This is a genomic window from Nocardiopsis prasina DSM 43845, from assembly GCF_000341265.1.
In the GTDB taxonomy this organism is placed as follows: Bacteria; Actinomycetota; Actinomycetes; order Streptosporangiales; family Streptosporangiaceae; genus Nocardiopsis; species Nocardiopsis prasina.
Window position 1 is genome coordinate 15,858 of record NZ_ANAE01000091.1, and the last position, 19,715, is coordinate 35,572.

Annotated in this window: 13 protein-coding genes and 1 pseudogene; 9 read left to right on the forward strand and 5 right to left on the reverse strand. The window is 70.7% G+C overall.

Annotation, left to right across the window (positions count from 1 at the left end; translation table 11 throughout):
- Positions 1-1,443: an NCS2 family permease gene (locus D452_RS0107010; protein ID WP_017543442.1), complete on the forward strand. Its 1,443-nt coding sequence runs from the start codon at positions 1-3 to the stop codon at positions 1,441-1,443.
- 103 nt (positions 1,444-1,546) lie between these two features.
- Here the strand turns inward: D452_RS0107010 and dctA are convergent, their stop codons facing one another.
- On the reverse strand, positions 1,547-2,965 hold the full coding sequence (gene dctA, locus D452_RS0107015) for a C4-dicarboxylate transporter DctA (protein ID WP_040693283.1): 1,419 nt from the start codon (positions 2,963-2,965) through the stop codon (positions 1,547-1,549).
- Between the two features lie 219 nt (positions 2,966-3,184).
- Here dctA and D452_RS0107020 point away from each other — a divergent pair, with 219 nt between their 5' ends.
- The 7 genes from D452_RS0107020 (at position 3,185) to yicI (ending at position 13,830) form a co-directional block, all read left to right on the forward strand.
- Complete coding sequence (locus D452_RS0107020; RefSeq protein WP_017543444.1) at positions 3,185-5,794, forward strand: molybdopterin-dependent oxidoreductase; 2,610 nt, start codon at positions 3,185-3,187, stop codon at positions 5,792-5,794.
- A complete protein-coding gene (locus D452_RS0107025; protein WP_017543445.1) occupies positions 5,791-6,813 on the forward strand; it encodes an FAD binding domain-containing protein in 1,023 nt (340 codons plus the stop codon). Before D452_RS0107020 ends, D452_RS0107025 begins: the two co-directional genes overlap by 4 nt.
- 389 nt (positions 6,814-7,202) lie before the next feature.
- The gene (locus tag D452_RS0107030; protein WP_017543446.1) at positions 7,203-8,222 is read left to right on the forward strand and encodes a LacI family DNA-binding transcriptional regulator; all 1,020 of its coding nucleotides are present in this window, start codon (positions 7,203-7,205) and stop codon (positions 8,220-8,222) included.
- Positions 8,223-8,359: 137 nt separating this feature from the next.
- Positions 8,360-9,613, forward strand: a complete 1,254-nt coding sequence (locus D452_RS0107035) for a sugar ABC transporter substrate-binding protein (RefSeq protein WP_026129047.1) — start codon at positions 8,360-8,362, stop codon at positions 9,611-9,613.
- Complete coding sequence (locus tag D452_RS0107040) at positions 9,610-10,518, forward strand: carbohydrate ABC transporter permease (protein WP_017543448.1); 909 nt, start codon at positions 9,610-9,612, stop codon at positions 10,516-10,518. Before D452_RS0107035 ends, D452_RS0107040 begins: the two co-directional genes overlap by 4 nt.
- A gap of 101 nt (positions 10,519-10,619) precedes the next feature.
- Positions 10,620-11,435: a carbohydrate ABC transporter permease gene (locus D452_RS0107045; RefSeq protein WP_017543449.1), complete on the forward strand. Its 816-nt coding sequence runs from the start codon at positions 10,620-10,622 to the stop codon at positions 11,433-11,435.
- A gap of 55 nt (positions 11,436-11,490) precedes the next feature.
- The gene (gene yicI, locus D452_RS0107050) at positions 11,491-13,830 is read left to right on the forward strand and encodes an alpha-xylosidase (RefSeq protein ID WP_026129049.1); all 2,340 of its coding nucleotides are present in this window, start codon (positions 11,491-11,493) and stop codon (positions 13,828-13,830) included.
- 226 nt (positions 13,831-14,056) lie between these two features.
- Here the strand turns inward: yicI and D452_RS27845 are convergent.
- Positions 14,057-14,999: pseudogene (locus D452_RS27845) on the reverse strand (D-alanine--D-alanine ligase family protein).
- Between the two features lie 52 nt (positions 15,000-15,051).
- Positions 15,052-16,284 (reverse strand): aminotransferase-like domain-containing protein, encoded by a 1,233-nt coding sequence (locus D452_RS0107060; protein WP_017543451.1) that lies wholly within the window; start codon positions 16,282-16,284, stop codon positions 15,052-15,054.
- A gap of 550 nt (positions 16,285-16,834) precedes the next feature.
- Here D452_RS0107060 and D452_RS0107065 point away from each other — a divergent pair.
- On the forward strand, positions 16,835-17,452 hold the full coding sequence (locus D452_RS0107065; protein ID WP_017543452.1) for a hypothetical protein: 618 nt from the start codon (positions 16,835-16,837) through the stop codon (positions 17,450-17,452).
- A gap of 303 nt (positions 17,453-17,755) precedes the next feature.
- Here D452_RS0107065 and D452_RS0107070 read toward each other — a convergent pair whose 3' ends face one another.
- On the reverse strand, positions 17,756-19,102 hold the full coding sequence (locus tag D452_RS0107070) for a GAF domain-containing protein (protein WP_017543453.1): 1,347 nt from the start codon (positions 19,100-19,102) through the stop codon (positions 17,756-17,758).
- Positions 19,103-19,517: 415 nt separating this feature from the next.
- A partial coding sequence (locus tag D452_RS0107075) for a helix-turn-helix domain-containing protein (protein ID WP_017543454.1) occupies positions 19,518-19,715 on the reverse strand: 198 nt, incomplete at its 5' end.

Consider the following 19,715-nt stretch of genomic DNA (forward strand, 5'->3'; position numbering starts at 1 on the left):
GTGACCGAATCCCACGACACCGGCGCGCGGCCGGGCCCGCGCGCTGGTACGGATCGATCCTGGCTCGACCGGTTCTTCTTCGTCTCCGAGCGGAACTCCACCTTCGGGCAGGAGGTCCGCGGCGGACTGACCACGTTCATGGCGATGGCGTACATCATCGTCCTCAACCCGATCATCCTCAGCGGCGTGGCCGACGTGAACGGCGACCACCTGTCCGCCGGCCAGCTGACCACCATGACCGCTCTGGCCGCGGGGCTGGTCACCATCCTGATGGGTGTGGTCGGCCGCGCGCCCATCGCCTGCGCGGCCGCCCTGGGCGTGATGGCGGTCGTCGCCTACCAGGCGGCCCCGCAGATGGCCTGGCCCGAGGTGATGGGCCTGGTCGTGTGGCAGGGCGTGGCCATCATCCTGATGGTCGTCACAGGCGTCCGCACCGCCGTGATGAACGCGCTCCCACACAACCTCAAGCTGGCCATCGGGGTCGGTATCGGCCTCTTCGTGTCGCTGATCGGCCTGACCAACGCGGGGTTCGTCAGCGCCAGCGACGGCGGCAGCCTGCTCCAGATCGGGGCCGCGGGCGGCGGCGGACACCTGGACGGGTGGCCCGTCATGGTGTTCGTGGTCGGACTCGTCCTGGCCAGCGTACTGCTGGCCAGGAAGGTGCCCGGGGCGATCTTCTACGGGATCGTCGGCGCGACCGTCCTCGCCGTCGTGCTGCACTCCGCGCTGCGGCTGGACCCCGACTCCTGGGGCGGCGGCGTTCCGGCGCTGCCCGACAGCCCGGTGTCCACGCCCGACTTCGGCCTGCTCTTCCAGGTGGACATGTTCGGCGCGTGGACCACGGCCGGGCCCGCCACCGCCGGGGTCATCCTCTTCACACTGGTGCTGGCCGGGTTCTTCGACGCCCTGGGCACCATCCTGGCGATCGGCACCAAGGCCAACATCGCCGACGCTGACGGGCAGATGCCCCGGGTGAACCAGATCCTGGTCACCGACGGCGCCGGTGCCGTGACGGGTGGTCTGACCAGCTCGTCGGCGACCCTGGTGTTCGTCGAGTCCACGGCGGGCGTGAGCGAGGGGGCGCGGACCGGTCTGGCCAGCGTGGTGACGGGGCTGCTGTTCCTGAGCGCGGTCTTCTTCGCCCCGGTGTTCGGCATGGTGCCCGCCGAGGCGGCGTCCGTGGCGATGGTGCTGGTCGGCGCCATGATGATGATGCACGTGGGGCAGATCGCGTGGACGGACGTGTCGGTGGCCGTCCCGGCGTTCCTGACCATCGCGATCATGCCGTTCGCCTACGACATCGCGAGCGGGATCGGGATCGGGATCATCGCCCACACCGTGATCAAGTCGGCGCAGGGCCGGTTCGGCGAGGTCGGCTGGCTGATGTGGATCCTCAGCGCGGTGTTCGCCTTCCACTTCGCGATGCACGCTCTGGGTCTTTGACCAGGGGCGGGTCCGCGACACGGCGGCCCCGCCCCACCTGTGCGCGGCCGGGCCGCCGTCCACCGACGGCGGCCCGGCCGTCCCCGTTCCGGAGCCCGGAGGGCTACCGTTCCGGCTTCGGGCCGGTGTCGTCCCGGTGCGCCTCGGGGGCGGGCGCGGAGACCGTGACGGACTCCGCCTCCTCGTGGCGTTCGCGGTCGTCCTCCGTCTCGGCCTCCTCCGGGGCGGGGGGCTCCTTGCCGTCGAGGACGGCGCGCATGCGCTCCATGTCGAGCTGCCCCTCCCACCTGGCGATGACGAAGGTGGCCACGCAGTTGCCGAGCAGGTTGATGGACACGCGCATGGTGTCCATCAGGCGGTCCGCGCCCAGGAGCAGCGCCACGCCCGCGGCCGGGAAGGCGCCCAGGGCGGTGGCGGTCGCCGACAGGGCGAGGAAGGCCGATCCGGGGACCCCGGCCATGCCCTTCGAGGTCAGCAGGAGGATGAGCACCATCATCAGCTGGTCCGCGATGCTCAGGTCCGCGCCGAAGGCCTGGGCGAGGAAGAGCGCGGCGATGGGCAGGTAGATGGCGGCGCCGTCGAGGTTGAAGGAGTACCCGGTGGGCACCACGAGGCCGGTGGTCGCCTTGGAGCAGCCCGCGTTGGTCAGCTTCTGCATGATGCGCGGCATGACCGCCTCGGAGGAGGCGGCGCCGATGGCCAGGGCGAACTCCTCCTTGGTGTAGCGCAGGAACTTCCACAGGTTGACCCCCGCCAGCACGCGGGCGATGACCGCGAGGGCGAGCAGGAAGACGGCCGCCGCGGAGTAGCAGGCGATGATGAGCATGCCGAAGCTGCTGAGCGAGGACAGGCCGTAGGCGCCGATGACGAAGGCCATCGCGCCCAGGGCTCCCAGCGGGGCGACGCGCATGATCCAGCCGATGCAGGTGAAGATGACGTCGGTGAAGCGGTCGATGAGGTCGAGGATCGGCTTGCCCCGCTCCCCCAGCTTCGACAGGGCCAGCGCGACGAACACGGCGAAGAACAGCACCTGGAGGAGTGAGTTCTCGGCGAAGGCGCCGACGACGCTCTCGGGGATGACGTCCAGGAGGAACTGGGCGAACCCGGGGATCTCGCCGCCCTGGGTCACCTCCTCCAGCGCGCCGGTGTCGAGGTCGGCGGGGTTGACCTCGAAGCCCACACCGGGCTTGAGGAGGTTGGCCACGACCATGCCGTAGAGCAGCGCGAAGGCCGTCACGACCTGGAAGTACACCAGCGCCTTGATGCCGATCCGGCCCACGGCGCCCAGGTCTCCGACCTTCGCGATACCGGTGACGATCACGCAGAAGATCAGCGGGGCGATGAGCATCTTGATCAGTCGGATGAAGCCGTCGCCCAGCGGGCGCAGGCTCTCACCGAACGAGGGCCACAGGTGTCCGATCAGCACACCCACCACGACGGCGACGATCACCTGGAAGAACAGGGACCGGTAGAAGCGGGGGCGTGGGCGTTCGGGGGCTTCGGCTTCCGTGGCTGCTGCCATGCGGGCCCTCCACAGGGGGTTCATTGAATTCGGAAACACTATTCCTCATGGCGGAATAGAGATTCCGCCAGAGTAACGGGCGTCACATCGAACACGCAAGGAACATCCGCACAAACCGGCAGGTAACAACGGTGGCGCCTCCCGGGGCCTTTGACACCGGACTTTTCGCCGCCTTAAGTTGTCAATGCCAACTTCTGCCCCCTCCCCGGGAAGCCGCCCATGGACACCAGCGTCAACGGGGCACCCTCCCCCGCCCCCGACGACCCCGGCCTCAGCGCCGCCGACCACCTGCGCGACCGACTCGGCCTGACCGGCACCAAGATCGCCTGCGGCTCCGGCGTGTGCGGGGCCTGCACGATCCTGGTCGACGGAGCGCCCACCGCCTCCTGCCTGCTCCCCGCCGACCACCTCACCGGCCGGTCCACCACCACCGTGGAGGGCCTGGACGGCCTGCACCCCGCCCAGCGCGCCCTCGCCGCCCACGACGGACTCCAGTGCGGCTACTGCACACCCGGTTTCGCCGTGGAGGCCTCGGTGTTCGTGGACACCTGGCGCGCCGAACACGGGGACACCCGCCCCGACCGCGCCGCCGTCGCCGACGCGCTGGCCGGACACCTGTGCCGGTGCGGCGCCTACGAAGGGATCTTCGCGGCCGTGGCCGCCGCCTGCGCCGGGGAGTTCGACACCGAACCCGACCAGGCCCCGCCGCGCTCCGACGCCCCCGACAAGGTGACCGGACGCGCCCGGTTCAGCGCGGACCACGCCCCGCCCGGCACCTGGGAGGGCGTGATCGTGCGCTCCAAGGTGCCGCACGCGCGGGTGGCCAAGGTGAGCGCCGACCCCGGCCCCGACGGCTCCCCTCCGCCCCTGGTGGACCTGCTCGGCGAGGAGCGCGTGGTGCGCTACGTCGGCCAGGCGATCGCGGCGGTCGCCGCTCCGACCCGGGCGCTCGCGCGGGAACTCGCCGAGGCGGTACGAGTGGACCTCGATCCCCTGCCCTCGGTGACCGACCCCCGGACCGCGACCGCTCCGGACGCACCCGTGCTCTACCGCACCAAGGAGGAGCGCGACGCCGCGCCCGCCTACGGCGAGGCCCCCACACCCCCGGCCCCCTGGAACGGGAACCTGCGCGGCCCCGGGGTGATCAGCTGGCGCGGGCCCACCGCCGTGGCCCGGATTCGAGCCGCCGCACGTCGCCGGGACCCGCTGCTGGTGGCCGAGGAGTACACCACTGCCGCCCAGGTGCACAGCCCGCTGGAGCCGCACGTGAGCGTGGCCTCGTGGGTGGACGGTGACCTGTTCCTGCACGTGTCCACCCAGTCGGTCGGCAAGATCGCCGACAAGGCGGCCAGCCGCTGGGGACTGCCCCGGGAGCGGGTGCACCTGGTGGCCGAGTACGTGGGCGGCGGGTTCGGGGCCAAGAACTCGCTCTCCCCGGACGTGGTGGCCGCTGTGGAACTGGCCCGGGTGACCGGCCACCCGGTGCGGGTGAGCCTGGACCGCTCCGAGGAGCTGACCGACGCCGGGTACCGGCCCGGGACCCGGACCCGGGTGGCCCTGCTGGCCGGAGGGGACGGCTCCCTGCGGGCGCTGAGCGTGGACTCCTACGGCGACGGCGGGGTCTCGGTGGGCTCCAACGCGGCCATCCTGGCCGCGCTGATGTACGGCCGCTCGCCCCGCCGGGTGCGTGACTACGACGTGGTGACCAACCGGCCTCCGGCGGCGCCCATGCGGGGGCCGGGTGGACCCCCGATGGCCTGGGCGCTGGAACAGGCCGTGGACGCCATGGCGCACCGGCTGGGCGAGGACCCGCTGGCCCTGCGCCGCCGCTGGGACGGCAACCCCAAGCGCCAGGCGCTGTACGAACGGGTCGCCGACCTCCCGCTGTGGCGGGACCGGCCGCGCGGTGCCCGCACCGGGCGGTTCCGGCGCGGGGTGGGGATGGCCGCCGCTGGCTGGCCGTACCTGCTCGCCCCCGACGCCCGAGTGGAACTGGCGGTGGAGGGCGGTTCCCTGGTGGTGCGCTCGGCCACCCAGGACATCGGCACCGGGATCCGCGCCGTGCTCGGGGGCGTGGTCTCCGAGCGGCTCGGTGTGGACGCCGCGGACCTCCGGGTGGAGATCGGTCGGAGTTCGTCGGTGCACGGCACCGGTTCCTTCGGCAGCCGGACCACCACCTCCATGGGTCCGGCCGCCGTCGACGCCGCCGACCGGCTGCGGGAGGCCCTGCGAGAGCGCTCTCCCGACGTGCCCGCCTCGGGCCCCGTACCCGAGCACGTTCTCAAGGAGGCGCTGGCCGCCGCCGAGGGCGTGAGCGTGGTCGGTGAGCGCCGCCGGGACCGCTGGGGTCAGCTGACCCCGAACATGGGCGACCTCGCGGTCGGGCGCGGGATGAGCGGCGCCGTCCACGTGATGGAGGTGGAGGTGGACACCCGGCTCGGTCGTGTCAGACCCACCCGCTGTTGGGCGGGGATCGCCGCCGGACGCGTCTACCAGGAACGACTGGCTCGCAACCAGTGTGAGGGGGCGGTGGTCCAGGGCGTGGGTTACGCGCTCCACGAGGAGCGGCGCGACGACCCCGCCACGGGGGTGGTGCTCTCCGACGACCTGGAGGACTACCGCCTCCCCGGGATGGGGGACGTGCCGGAGACCGAGGTGTACTTCCACGAGGAGGGGTTCGAACACGTGGTGGGCGGTGGGATCGGTCTGGGTGAGGTCTCGGTGGTGGGTGTGGCGGCGGCCCTGGGCAACGCCGTGCACGACGCCACCGGCTGGCGCCCGCACGACCTTCCGCTGCGCCCGGACCGACTGATCGGAGGACTGCGTTGAACACCACGCGAGGGCCCGTCATCCCGACCGTCACCCGCCCCACGAATGTGGCCGGGGCCGCCCGGGACCTGGTCGAGGGCGGCGCGCGCCCGCGCGCCGGGGGCACCGACATCGCCACCTGTGTGGAGGCCGGGGTGACCGCGCCCGGCCCCCTGGTGGACCTGCTGGACGTGCCCGAACTGCGCGGAGTCCGCTGGGCGGACGACGGCTCGGCGCGGATCGGTGCGATGACCACCGTCGCCGAACTGGGCGCCGACCCGCTTCTGGCCGGGGCCTACCCGGGGCTGGCGGCCACCGCGCGGGCACTGGCGACCCCGCAGATCCGGGGCACGGCGACGGTGGGCGGCAACCTGCTCCAGCGCAACCGCTGCCCCTACCTGCGCAACCCGGCCTTCGACTGCTTCCAGACCGGCGGGGACTCGTGCCCGGCCCGTTCCGGTGACCACCTGCGCGGCGTGGTGGTGGACCAGGGCCCGTGCGCGGCCCCGCACCCGTCGTCGCTGGCGGTGGCGCTGCTGGCCTACGACGCGTCCGTGGTGGTGCTGGAGCGAGGGTCGGGGGCGGAGGTCGAGCGGGGCCTGGCCGAGCTGTACGACGGCGCCGACCCCACGCGTGACCACGTGCTCGCCCCCGGCGACCTGCTGGTCGCGGTGGCCCTGCCCCGCCCGGTGCCGGGTGAGCGCGCGGCCCACCTGCGGGTGGCGGGGCGTTCCAGGGCGGAGTGGCCGCTGGTCGAGGTGGTGGCCCGGCTGGAGTGCGCCGAGGAGGGACGGGGGCCGGTGACGCGCGCGTCGGTGGCCGTGGGAGGGGTGGCCCGCACCCCGCTGCGGCTGCCCGGGCCGGAGCGGGCCCTGGTGGGCGCGGTGCCCGGTCGGGCCCTGGACCAGGGGGTGGAGCGGGCTCTGGAGGAAGTCGCGGATCTCTGTTCCCCGCTGCCCGCCACCGGCTACAAGGTCCACCTGCTCCAGGCGAGCGTTCAGAGTGCGATCGAGCAGGCTCTAGGGGCTCGGAACCGGTGAAGCCCGGACCCTGACTCTGGGAGCACGGCCACCGGGGCCGGGTCTCTGATCGGAAACGCGTGTCCCGGTCAGGCGGTCGTGGGCCACCAACGACCGCCTGACCGGGGCAGTGCCGCCCCACGCGCCACGGAACCCCAGACAGGAATCAGCCTGCCCCGAAGGTTCGGCGACTCCCTCTTCCGCTTGTTCACCGGCCCGGCCGACGGGCCCTGAACCCTCCGTGTCGCACGACGGGCACGATCGCCGTGGTCACACCTGGCCCGAGAATGAGACCGCAATGAGGGGGTTGTCACAGGGGCGAGTGATTTCTACCATGATCCCACTCATCGAATCGATTCGATGCTTTTTCATCCATTCGTCGAATCGATTCGATTCAGTCGGGAGGGACCATGGTCACCATCAAGGACGTCGCCGCAGCGGCGGGAGTGGTACCGAGCACGGTTTCCTACGTGCTCAGCGGATCTCGGAAGGTCTCCGAACCGACCCGGATCGCGGTGCGGGCGGCCATCGACGAGCTGGGATACCACCCCAACGCGGGAGCGCGCTCCCTGCGCAGCACGCGCACCAACGTGATCGCTCTGGCCCTGCCGCTGGCCTCGCCCGGGTATCTGCCGGTCGGCGGACGATTCATGTACGGGCTGAGCCGCGCCGCCGGGGAGCTGGGCTATGACCTCTTGGTCCTGACCGTCCGCGGTGACGACGCCGGAACGCTCGGACTGGAACGCACCGCGCGGAGCAGGCTCGCCGACGTCGCGCTGGTCATGGGCGTCGAGATGCGGGACCCCCGCATCAGCGCGATGGACGCGCTGGGGTTCCCCGTGGTCGTTCTCGGTCGTCCTGATGACGAGGACTCCGCCCCCTGGGCCGATCTCGACTGGGAGGAAGCCGCGGTCGCGTCGCTGCGCCTGCTGCGTGAGACCGGGCACCGGAACCTGTGTTTCCTGTCCACGGTCGAGGAGGACATCGCCTCGGGGCGCAGTTATTCAGTACGCGGCCTGCGCGGAGCCGAACGCGCCGCCACCGAACTCGGCGTGGCCGTACGCACCCTCCCCTCGACGAAGGACCCCGCCGAGCTGCACCGGCGGCTGGACGCGCTGTTCGAGGGCGATGACGCCCCCACCGCGCTCGCCGTCCAACACCCGGCGGCCGTGCCCGGCATCCTGCGGCACCTCGCCAAACGCGGGATCGACGTGCCCGGGGACGTCTCACTGGTGGCTATCGGAAGCTTCCCCGAAGACCTCGGCGGGCTCGATGTGACACGGATCGAGCTGCCCGTGGAGCGGATGTCGTCCGCCGTGACACGGTTGGCCGTCGCCGCCGTGTCAGGAGAGCCCACCGACTCCAGCCAACGACACGAGCTCATCCCGCCCGAGATCACCAGCGGAGGGACGGTCGCTCCCCCTGCCTGACCCGGGCCCCCGGGCGGCCCGGTGGTTGCCCCACCACCTACTCCACCGATCGCGCCCCCGACGGTGGCGGCTCCTCACCGCCCGCACCTCACCGCGGTGCGACCCCTGCACCGCTCTTCCTGCTGAACAGGGCCCCCATGCACACATACTCCTGCCATCCGCCCCGAGCGGCGTCCACGGTCGCCTGCGCCATAGCGCTCACCCTGGTGGGCGTCGGCTGCACCGCCGAGCGCGACCCGAACGTCTACACGATCATGAACTCGGGCACCGACGAGCCCTACCACACCTGGGACCAGGAGGTCATGGACGCCTGCGGTGACCAGGCCGGCGTCTCCGTGCACCAGCTCAGCGTGCCCGCCGACCAGCTCGTCCCCAAGGCGCTGAGAATGGCCTCCTCGGACTCCCTGCCCGATGTCATCTCCCTGGACGGTTCGGACCTACCGCAGTTCGCGGAAGCCGGCGGTCTGGTCCCGTTGGAGGACCTCGGCCTGTCCACCGAGAACCTGTCCGAGAGCGCACTCACCTTCGGCAGCCACGAGGGCGTCTACTACGGCGCGGCCCGATCAGTGAACTCCATCGGTCTCTTCTACAACACCGCCGTCCTCTCGGAGGCGGGCATCGAGCCACCGCGGACCTGGGAGGAGCTGCGGGTCGCCGCCGCCGAGCTGACCGAGGGGGGCCGCTACGGCCTCGGCATCAGTGCCCTGTCCACCGAGGACGGTGTCTACCAGTTCCTCCCGTGGCTGTGGTCCAACGGCGGCGACGAGAGGGAGCTCGACTCGCCGGAGTCGGTGGAGGCGCTCGAGTACGTCGCCTCACTGCTCCACGACGGATCGGTGTCCCCGTCGGTGGTCAACTGGACCCAGGCCGACGTCAACGACCAGTTCATCGCGGGCAACGCGGCAATGATGGTGAACGGCCCCTGGCAGATGCCGGTCCTGCGGGAGCACCCCGATCTCGAATGGGCAGTAGTGGAGATCCCTGTTCCCGAAGAAGGGGACACCTCGGTGGCACCCCTCGGCGGAGAGGCCTACACCGTGCCGGTCAACGGCGACGACCGTGACCGCGAACGCGAACGTGTCGCCGCCGAACTCGTGGCGTGCCTGACCACACCGGAGGCACAGCTGGACTGGTCGACCAAGGGCAGCAATGTGCCCGTCGCCCCTGAGGCGGCTGAACAGTACCGCGAAGAGGTTCCGTCCCTGGCACCGTTTGTGGACCAGGTGGCCAGCGCGCGCAGCAGGACCGAGAAGGTCGGCACCGAGTGGAACACCCACTCCCAGGCCATCGGCACCGCACTGCACGCGGCGCTCACGGGCTCGGCGACCCCTCGGGACGCGATGGTCAGGGCGCAGGCACAGGTCGAGGCGGCGTCGGGGGGCCGCTCATGACGATGCCCGCGGCCAAGGGGCCGCTGCGGAGCCGGACCCTCATGAAGTGGCTGTTCATCACCCCCGCTCTCCTGTACATGCTGCTGTTCTTCGGGTATCCGCTGATCCGCAACGTGGTGATGAGCTTCCAGGACTACTCGTTCGCCACATACTTCACGGGAGAGTCGCCGTTCAACGGTCTGGAGAACTGGCGACTCGTCTTCGCCAACGAGCTGTTCACCGCGTCCCTGTGGCACACCCTGTTGTTCACGCTCGGATCCCTGGCAGGCCAGTTCAGTATCGGCATGGCCCTCGCCGTCTTCTTCAGCCGCCGGTTCCCACTGTCCGGGCTCATGCGGTCCCTCCTACTCCTGCCGTGGCTGATCCCCATGGTGGTGGCCGGCACCGTCTGGCGACGGATCCTCGACCAAGAGTCCGGTGTACTGAACGAGTCGCTCCAGGCTCTACACCTCACGTCGTCGGCAGTTCCGTGGTTGAGCAGCCCCGACTACGCACTGCTCTCGGTTGTGCTGGTCAACATCTGGATCGGTATCCCCTTCAACATGGTGATCCTCTACGGCGGCCTTCAGGAGATCCCGTCCGAACTGGGGGAGGCTGCCGTACTGGACGGGGCGGGCCCGTTCCGGACCTTCTTCAGCGTGACCCTGCCCATGCTGCGGCCCGTCGTGACCGTGGTTCTGGTGTTGGGCTTCATGTCGACGGTGAAAATCCTGGACCTGGTCCTGGCGCTCACCAACGGCGGACCCGCGCACTCCACGGAGACACTGGGCACACTCACCTACCAGCTGTCCTTCCTTCAGCTCGACTTCGGTCAAGGCGCCGTCGTCGGTAACGTCCTGATCGTCATCAGCATGGTGTTCGCGGCGATCTACCTGCGTGCCAACCGTGGAGGTGTCGCCCGATGAGCGCCATACCGCAGAGCGCTGCCCCCGGGTCCCGCGACCCCGCAGGCCCGACCGGGCGGGGCACCACACCGAACTCCGCTTCACGGCCCCGCCGACCACGCATGACACGCAGGGCCCGCCGGGACGCCGCGAGCGCGGTCTTCGGGGTCCTCATCCTGGCGGTCCTGCTCTTCCCGCTGTACTGGATGGTCAACACGGCGCTGCAACCGGGTACCGGGATGGCCGACCTCTCCTGGTTCCCGCGGACCTTCGATCCAGGTAACTTCCAGCGAGCCTGGGAGTCCCAGGCGGGCAACCTGCTCACTTCGATCCTGGTGGCGCTCGGCGCGGTCGCCGTCTGCCTCACCGTGGCCACTCCGGCCGCCTACGCCCTGGCGCGCTTCCGGCTGCGGGGTGCGGACACGGTCGTGTTCGCCACCCTGATCACCCAGATGATTCCGGGCATCGTCGTGGCGAACGCGCTGTACAACGCCTATGTCGAGCTGGAGCTGGTCAACTCCTACCTCGGGCTGATCCTGGCGGACGCGTCCCTGGGTATCCCCTTCACCATCATCCTCCTGCGCGCGTTCATGGTGTCCATCCCCGAAGAAGTGCTCGAGGCGGGAAGGATCGACGGCGGCGGGCAGCTGCGCGTCCTGGTATCGATCGTGCTGCCGATGAGCCGCAACGCACTGATCACCGGCGGCCTGTTCACCTTCCTGTTCGCGTGGTCGGACTTCCTCTTCGCGTTGACCTTGAACACCACTGACGCGGTGAAGCCGGTGACGCTCGGCATCTACGAGTACATCGGCGCGCACGTCGGCGACTGGGGCGCGGTCATGGCCGTGGCCGTCCTCTCCTCCATACCCGCGGCGATACTCCTGATCGTCGCGCAGAAATACGTCGCGGCCGGGATCTCCGGCGGATCCATCAAGTGACCGGCCCTCCTCAGAACCCGCGAATCGAGAGCAAGACGAGAGGGGTAGACCACCCATGAAATTCACCGATGGTTTCTGGCAGATGAGGGAGGGCGTCCGCGCGTACTACGCCCATGAGGCGCGCGACGTCGCGGTGCACGACGACCAGTTCACCCTCTACGCTCCCGTACGTCCGATCGGACACCGGGGGGACACGCTGAACACGGCGCTGGTCACGGTCGACTGCTGGTCTCCCGCTCCCGGCGTGATCGGTGTCCGAACCACGCACCTGGCCGGTTCGGTCCGACGTGCGCCGACGTTCGACGTGCACACCGCCCCGGATGTCGCCCCGACGGTCACGCGGGACGGCTCCGCGATCGAGTTGACCAGCGCGGACCTGACACTGCGAGTGAGCACCGACGGCCCCTGGCGGATGGACTTCCGCGCGGGAGAGACAGCGCTGACCAGTGTCGACGCCAAGGGCATCGGCTTCGTGGAGGACGCGGCCGGTGCCCACCACATGCTCGGTCAGCTGTCACTGGGGATCCGTGAGCTGACCTACGGGCTGGGGGAGCGCTTCACCCCGTTCGTGCGCAACGGCCAGACCGTGGACATCTGGCAGGCCGACGGCGGCACCAGCAGCGAGCAGGCCTACAAGAACGTGCCCTTCTACCTGACCAACCGGGGTTACGGGGTGTTCGTGGCACACTCCGGCCCGGTGTCGTTCGAGGTCGGCTCGGAGTCAGTGGGCCGTGTGCAGTTCAGCATCGAGGACCACTCCCTGACGTACTACGTCGTCCACGGGTCGAGCCCCAAAGAGATCCTGGACAGATACACCGCGCTCACCGGCCGCCCCGCGCTACCTCCTCCGTGGTCGTTCGGGCTGTGGTTGTCCACCTCGTTCACCACCTCCTACGACGAGGACACGGTGAACCAGTTCGTCGACGGCATGGCGGAGCGTGACGTCCCGCTCAGCGTGTTCCACTTCGACTGTTTCTGGATGCGCGAGTTCCACTGGTGCGACTTCGAATGGGATCCGGAGGTCTTCCCCGACCCCGTCGGTATGCTCTCCCGGCTCAAGGCTCGCGGGCTGCGCACGTGTGTCTGGATCAACCCCTACATCGCCCAGCGGTCGGCGCTGTTCGAGGAGGGCTCCCGGCTGGGGCACCTGGTCCTGCGGCCGGACGGGACCGTGTGGCAGTGGGACAAGTGGCAGGCGGGGATGGCGCTGGTCGACTTCACGTCCCCGGACGCCCGCACCTGGTACGCCGACAAGCTCAAACCCCTGCTGGACATGGGTGTGGACTGCTTCAAGACCGACTTCGGCGAACGGGTTCCGACTGATGTCGTCTGGTCGGACGGCTCCGACCCGGAGGGCATGCACAACTACTACGCGCAGCTCTACAACGCGACGGTGTTCGATCTACTGCTCCGTGAACGGGGGGAGGGCGAGGCTGTCCTCTTCGCGCGCTCCGCGACAGCGGGCGGCCAGAGCTTCCCGGTGCACTGGGGCGGTGACTGCGCCTCGACGTTCGAGGCCATGGCGGAGAGCCTGCGAGGCGGCCTCTCCCTGGGGTTGTCGGGGTTCGGGTTCTGGAGCCACGACATCGGCGGTTTCGAGGGCACTCCCGACTCCGCGCTGTTCAAACGATGGCTCGCGTTCGGTCTGCTCTCCTCACACAGCAGGCTGCACGGCAGCCGCTCCTACCGGGTGCCGTGGAGTTTCGACGACGAGGCGACCGAGATCGCCCGCTTGTTCACCCGACTGAAGTGCGGTCTCATGCCCTATCTGTTCGGAGCCGCGGTGCAGGCCCACCGGCAGGGTGTACCCATGATGCGCGCGATGCTTCTGGAGTTCCCCGACGACCCGACCTGCCATCACCTCGACACGCAGTACATGCTGGGAGACGACCTCCTGGTCGCTCCGGTCCTGAGTCCGGACGGCTCCGTCGAGTACTACGTCCCCGAGGGGGTGTGGACCAGTCTGCTCACGGGCGAGACCGTGCGAGGCCCGGTGTGGCGCCGCGAAGTCCACGGGTTCGACTCCCTGCCCCTGCTCGTCCGGCCCCACGCGGTGCTACCCGTCGGGGCGGTGGACCACCGCCCCGACTACGACTACACCGACGGACTGACCCTGCAGGTGTACGGCGCCGGTGACACGGCCCCGCACGCCGGCTCCCCCGTGGTCGTACCGGCCGCCGACGGCTCGGCCGCAGCGATCTTTCACGTCGAGCGTTCGAAGGACAGGATCACCGTGGAAACCGATACCGTTCCCGATCAGGGGTGGAAGGTCCTCTTGGTCGGAGTGCACGGCGCCGAGTCCGAAGACCCCTGCGCCGAGGTCGTTGTGGGGGACAGCGGTACCCTCACCTCGGCTCCGCCCGGTACGACCCGTCTCTCTCTTCGCCTGCACTGATCCGCTTTCGCCCGGGGTTCCTCTTCTGTTGGACCCAGCCCGGTCGGAGGACCCCAAACCACCGGCACCATCGGCGTCTCAGATGTATCAAGCACCCCAGGTCGGCCCCGTCTCGGCCCGCCGCGCCCACCACGCGGACGGCGGCTCCCGATGCGACCCGGGTGACCGACCGTGGGCCCCGCCGGACTGCTCCGGCGGGGCCCAGGGGTGGATCCGTACGCTGAGGCTACCCGCGCAGGAGCGCCCGGTGGGCGAGCTCGCGGCACACCACCGCGAAGTCCAGCCCTGCGGCGGCCGCCGCCATCGGGAACGTGGAGGTCTCGGTCAGTCCGGGGGCGACGTTGGTCTCCAGGAAGGTGGCCTCACCGTCGGCGTCCACGATGAGGTCGGTCCGGGAGAAGTCGCGCAACCCCAGGGTGCGGTGGGCGGTCAGCGCCACCTCGGTGGCGGCGGCGACCACGTCCTCGTCCAACCGCGCCGGGCAGAAGAACTCGGTGCGACCGGCGGTGTAGCGCGCGGCGTAGTCGTAGACCCCGCCGTCCGGGACGATCTCCACCGGGGGCAGGGCCACGGGGCCGTCACCGGTGTCGAGGACGCCGATGGCCAACTCGGTGCCCTGGACCTGCTCCTCCACGAGCGCGGAGTCGCTGTAGGCGAAGCAGGACACCAGGGCGGTCGACAGCTCGTTGACCGAGGTGACGGGGGTCGCGCCGAAGGCCGAGCCGCCGCGGTCCGGCTTGACGAACAGCGGCAGGGCGGGGCNGGCGGTCGAGTAGCGCCGGGGCGCCCAGGTCGTGGAAGGCCGACTTGGGCAGGGTCGCGCCGCGCGGCACCCGCACGCCCTTCTCGGCGAGCAGGGCCTTGGCCGCGGGCTTGGTGTAGGCCAGGCGGCAGGCGTCGGGCCGGGCGCCCACGTAGGGCACGCCGACCAGTTCCAGGACCTCGCGGATCGCGCCGTCCTCGCCGGCGGCGCCGTGCAGGACGGGGAAGACCACCTGGGGCGGGTCGGCGGCGAGCCGGTCCAACAGTCCGGAGTCGACGTCGGCGACCTGGACCTCGACGTCGAGTCGGCGCAGGGCCTCGGCGACGCTGCGGCCGGAGTGGACGCTCACCTCGTGTTCGGGGGACAGGCCTCCGGCGAGGACGAGGACCCGGTCAAGGTCGGCCACGGCGCGGACCTCCTTCTGTGCTGTCATGGTGCTGTGCCCTTACGAGAGGATGTCAGGGCAGGTCAGGGGTGGGTGCCTGGCTGCCTTCGGTGGGCGTGGCGATCGCGGGACCGAAGGTGTCGCGCAGGTCGATCTCACCCTCGATCGCGGTCACGAGGCGGCGGACGCCCTCGCGGATCTGTTCGGGGGTGGGGTAGCAGAAGCTCAGGCGCATGCTGTCCCGGCCGCGTCCGTCGGCGTAGAAGCCGGTGCCGGGCACGTAGGCCACGCGCTCGTTGACCGCGCGCGGCAGCATGGCCTTGGCGTCGATGCCCTCGGGCAGGGTGGCCCACACGAAGAACCCGCCTTCGGGGCGGGTCCACGTGCAACCGGCGGGCATCATCGCCTCCAGGGAGCCGAGCATCGCGTCACGGCGCTCGCTGTACATGGAGTTGAACGCCTTGATCTGCTCCTTCCAGGGGAAGGTCCTCAGGTAGCGGCGCACCACGAGCTGGTTGAACGTGGAGTGGCTGAGCATCGCCGACTCGGCGGCCAGGACCAGTTTGGCGCGCACGGCGGCCGGAGCCAGGGCCCAGCCGATGCGCAGGCCCGGGGAGAGTGTCTTGGAGAACGAGCCGAGGTAGATGACGTTGCCGCTGCCCTGGGAGTACAGGGTGGGCTCGGGCTCGCCGTCGTAGCGGAGCAGGCCGTACGGGTTGTCCTCGACCACGAGCACGTCGTGGCGCTCACAGGTCTCCATGACCCGGGCGCGGCGCTCGGCGCTCATGGTGATCCCGGCGGGGTTCTGGAAGTTGGGGACCGTGTAGAAGAACTTGACCGGCCGCCCGTCCAGCTCGGCGCGGACCAGCGCCTCCTCCAGCTCCTCGGGAATGACGCCCTGGTCGTCCATGCCCACGTGGCGGATGTCGGCCTGGAAGGCGGCGAAGGTGTTGATCGCGGTGACGTAGGTGGGGGCCTCGGTGAGGACGACGTCGCCGGGGTCGACGAAGACCCGGGTGATCAGGTCCAGGGCCTGCTGGGAGCCGACCGTGACGATGACGTCGTCGGGGCTGGCCTGGACGCCCTCCAGCGTCATGTACTCGCAGATCTGTTCGCGCAGGACCGGGTCGCCCTGGGCGGAGCCGTACTGGAGCGCGGTGGCGCCCTCCTCGGAGACGACGTCCTTGACGAGGTCGCCGAGCTGTTCGAGGGGCAGGGCGGCCACGTTGGGCATACCGCCCGCGAGGGAGACGATCTCCGGCCGTGAGGCGACCGCGAAGAGTGCCCTGACCTCCGATGCGACCATGCCCTGTGCTCGGTGTGCGTAGCGGCCGACGTGCGGGTCGATACGCGAACCCTGTTGGCTGGGCTGCTGCTCTCGGTGGTCAGCGGACACGATCCACCTCCGAAGGAAGGACGGTCTGTGGGCCGTCGGTGCGGGACGATCCGGGGATCGTCGTTGATCCCTGGTTCGACGCCGGGGACGACCCGTTGGTTCACCGTTGGTCCCCGGTGGCCTCGGGGCCGTGGGGTGCGTGACGGTGCGGCGTTCGGCTGGAGTGAACCGTGGTGGAACACGGTTCGGGAAATGTCCCGAGTCTAGCCCAGCGGCGGCGTCTGCGGGTTCGAGCCGGGTGTGGCCTCCCCTTTCAAGCACGTGCTCCCGCCGGGCGGTTGCGTGGTCTCCCCGGCACGGTACCCACTCGCGTGTTCCGACTCACACAGGGATGACTCGAACATGACGCACTTTTCACCCTTGCCACCCGAGTGGGACATAGGCCACTTTCTCCACATCAGCGACATTGGTTCGGTGGACCAGTGCGCCGGACACGGCGCCACGACCCCAGGGGGAAGTCATGGGAGTCCGCTCGACCACCGTCACCGCTTCACTGGCACTGCTGCTGTGCGCACCGCTCACCTCGTGCACCGCCGACGAGGCACCGGAGCAGAGCCCCGACGCCGCCCTGCTGGAGCTGGAGCGAGCAGCCGACGCCCTGTCCGTGTCGGTCCTGCGCCCCGGAGCCGAGCGCGCCTTCGCCCGCAAGGGCCATCCCGTGGCCGCGCCCCTGGACTGCACCGCCGTCCCCGAGGGCGGCCCGTCCGCCGAACCCTCCGAGGACCTGGCCGAGGACGCGGTCACGGCGGGCGGCGCGGAGGAGCCCTCCGCCTCCCCGGGCGCCGAGGGCGCGCCGGGGCAGCGGGCGCGCGGGGGCCGCCTGGAGGTGCGGTGCACCGGTCAGAGCCGGGACGGGGAACAGATCCGCTTCCAGGGCCGTCTGCTGATCGAGGCGCTCGCCGAAAGAGAGGTCGGCGACGACAGCCTGCACGGGGCCTTCACCGGTCTGGTCGGTGAGGAGGAGGTCTTCACGATGGACTGCTTCCAGTGCTCGCCCGCCAACGCGCAGCCGCCGGAGAAGGACGCTGCGGCCTCCGGGCCGCCCGAGGGGGCCGAGCCGCCCGCCGACGAGGATTAGCTCGCACGCCCCCATGACGCGTGAAGGCACGGCCCAGGGATGCACACATCCCTGGGCCGTACCGTCGTGTGCGCGGTGGCCCCGGAGTCTCCCCCGATACTCACGGGGCACCAGCCCGTGGGCGCGTCCGCTGTCAGCCCCCGTCACCCCCCTCAAGGCGCGAAGGACGCGGACGCGTCCCGCACCGGTGGACAGCCCGCCGTGCCCTCTCTTGCCCGGAGGCCGCCCACCGGTGAGCGGGCCGCGCGGTAACAGTTGACCCGATTCACGCGTCGCCGGCAACGGTTGCAACAGGTTGCGACCTCATCGCCCAGAGCGATCGAACAGGTCCTCCCTGCGCACGCGCTCCCGTAGTTCCCGTACTCCCGGGGCGGACGATCCGGGCAGCAGGTCCACCGGCGGCTCCGGAGTGAGCACGCGGACCCGCACGTCGTCGGAGAAGCGGTAGGGGCGGCTCTCTATCACCCCGCCCAGGTTGCGCCGCACCCGGGAGAGTTCGGCCCGCACGGTCACCACGTGTTGGCCGGAGCCGAACACGTCGTGCGACAGCTGCACCCCGGAGCGTCCGTCACGGTGCACGGCCAGCAGGAGGAGGAGTTCGGTGTGGCGCGGCGACAGGCGCTGGGACCACTCCCCGCTGTCCCCGGCCACCGTCACGGTGGCGGCGGGACGGGACAGGTCCAGGGTGACGGTGGAGGGCACGGTCCGCTCCCCCGGGCTGGGCCGGATCAGCCAGCCCCCGGGCAGGGGCTCCAGGGCGCACTCCCCCAGCGCCGGAAGCCAGGCGGTCCCGGTCTCGCAGTGCTTGGGGAGCAGCACCCGTCGGACCGGCTCCATGTGGACGGCGGCCGCCGTCCACCCGGTGTCGTCCACCACCAGCGCCGGGCGGGTGAGACCGGCCAGCAGCGGCGCGGCCACCGAGCGCAGCCGCTCGAGGTGGCCGTGGTGCAGGCCCTGGAGGTGTGCCTCCGCCAACTGGGCGACCGCGCTGACCAGGGCCAGGGTGGAGGGGTGGACGGTGGAGACGGGTCCGGTCACGTCGATGGCTCCGAGCAGGCGCCCGTCCCGGGGGTCGTGTACGGGGGCGCAGGCACAGGTGAGGGCGTGCAGGCTGCGCACGTAGTGCTCGGCGGAGTAGACCTGGAGAGGCCGCCCCACCACGAGCGCGGTGCCGATGGCGTTGGTGCCCACGCTCCCCTCGTTCCAGTAGGAGCCCTCCACCAGCCCGACCCTGTCGCTGATCGCGCGCATCCGGCGGGAGCCCTCCCTCCACAGCACCTGTCCGGCGGCGTCCGTCACCAGCATGATGTGCTCGGCCTCGTCGGCCACCGACACCAGGGAGCGGCGGATCAGCGGGAGCACCTCGGAGATCGGTGAGGCGTCCCGCAAGCGCTGGAGTTCGTCCAGCCGGACCACCTTGGGCGGCGGCGCGCTGTCCGGATCGATGCCGAACTGGCGCATGCGCCCCCAGGAGTCCTCGATCACGGGGCGCAGCGGTGCCGGTGTGGGCCGTCCGGTGAGCCGCGCGTCGTGGGCGCGTCGGAGCAGGACCGCGTGTTCGCGCGCGTTCGCCCCGGAGGGGAGCGCGGTGTCCAGCGAGGGGAGGCGCACGCCCTGGCCACGGCCCAGGGACTGACCCCGCCCGTTCACAGTGGACTCCGACGCAGTGTGGTCCCGCCACGGAGCAGGCCCCAGGCGACACGACTCCGTCCGTCGGGTGGGGCGCCGTGCCCGACCGAACCGCACCCACCCGCGGCCCGGGAGCCGATCCGCTGCGAAAAGCCGTTCATGGTGGCCCCCAGGTCCTCAGGTTCGTCAAGGAGATCCCCAGTTTCCTGGTTCGGGTCGGGCAGGGCCAACGGAACCGGGAGACGCGTTCTATTCGGAGGGTGTTTCGGACAGCACCTTCCGATTCCTGCGGGGTCCGCCGCCAGTTGCGCCCCGCTGTTCACCATGGTCACTCTGCGGAGAGGAGCTTCGTCCCCCGAGTCGGCCGAACCGTCGAAGAGGGAGCGGTCGTGGCCGGAAGCGGCCAGCCACCCCACGGGATGAGAGGCCTCTGCTATCAGTGCCTACGGACGGCGGGGTCGCGATCGCCCTCGGTGTGGCGGGTGAGGGCGAACCACAGGCGCATGCGCTGTTCGGCGTCGGTGAGGTCCACGCCCAGGTCCCGCTCGATCCCGCCGATCCGGTAGCGCACGCTGTTGCGGTGCACCCCCAGGTCGTTGGCGGCGCGGTCCCAGTTGCCGTGGCGGGGCCACCC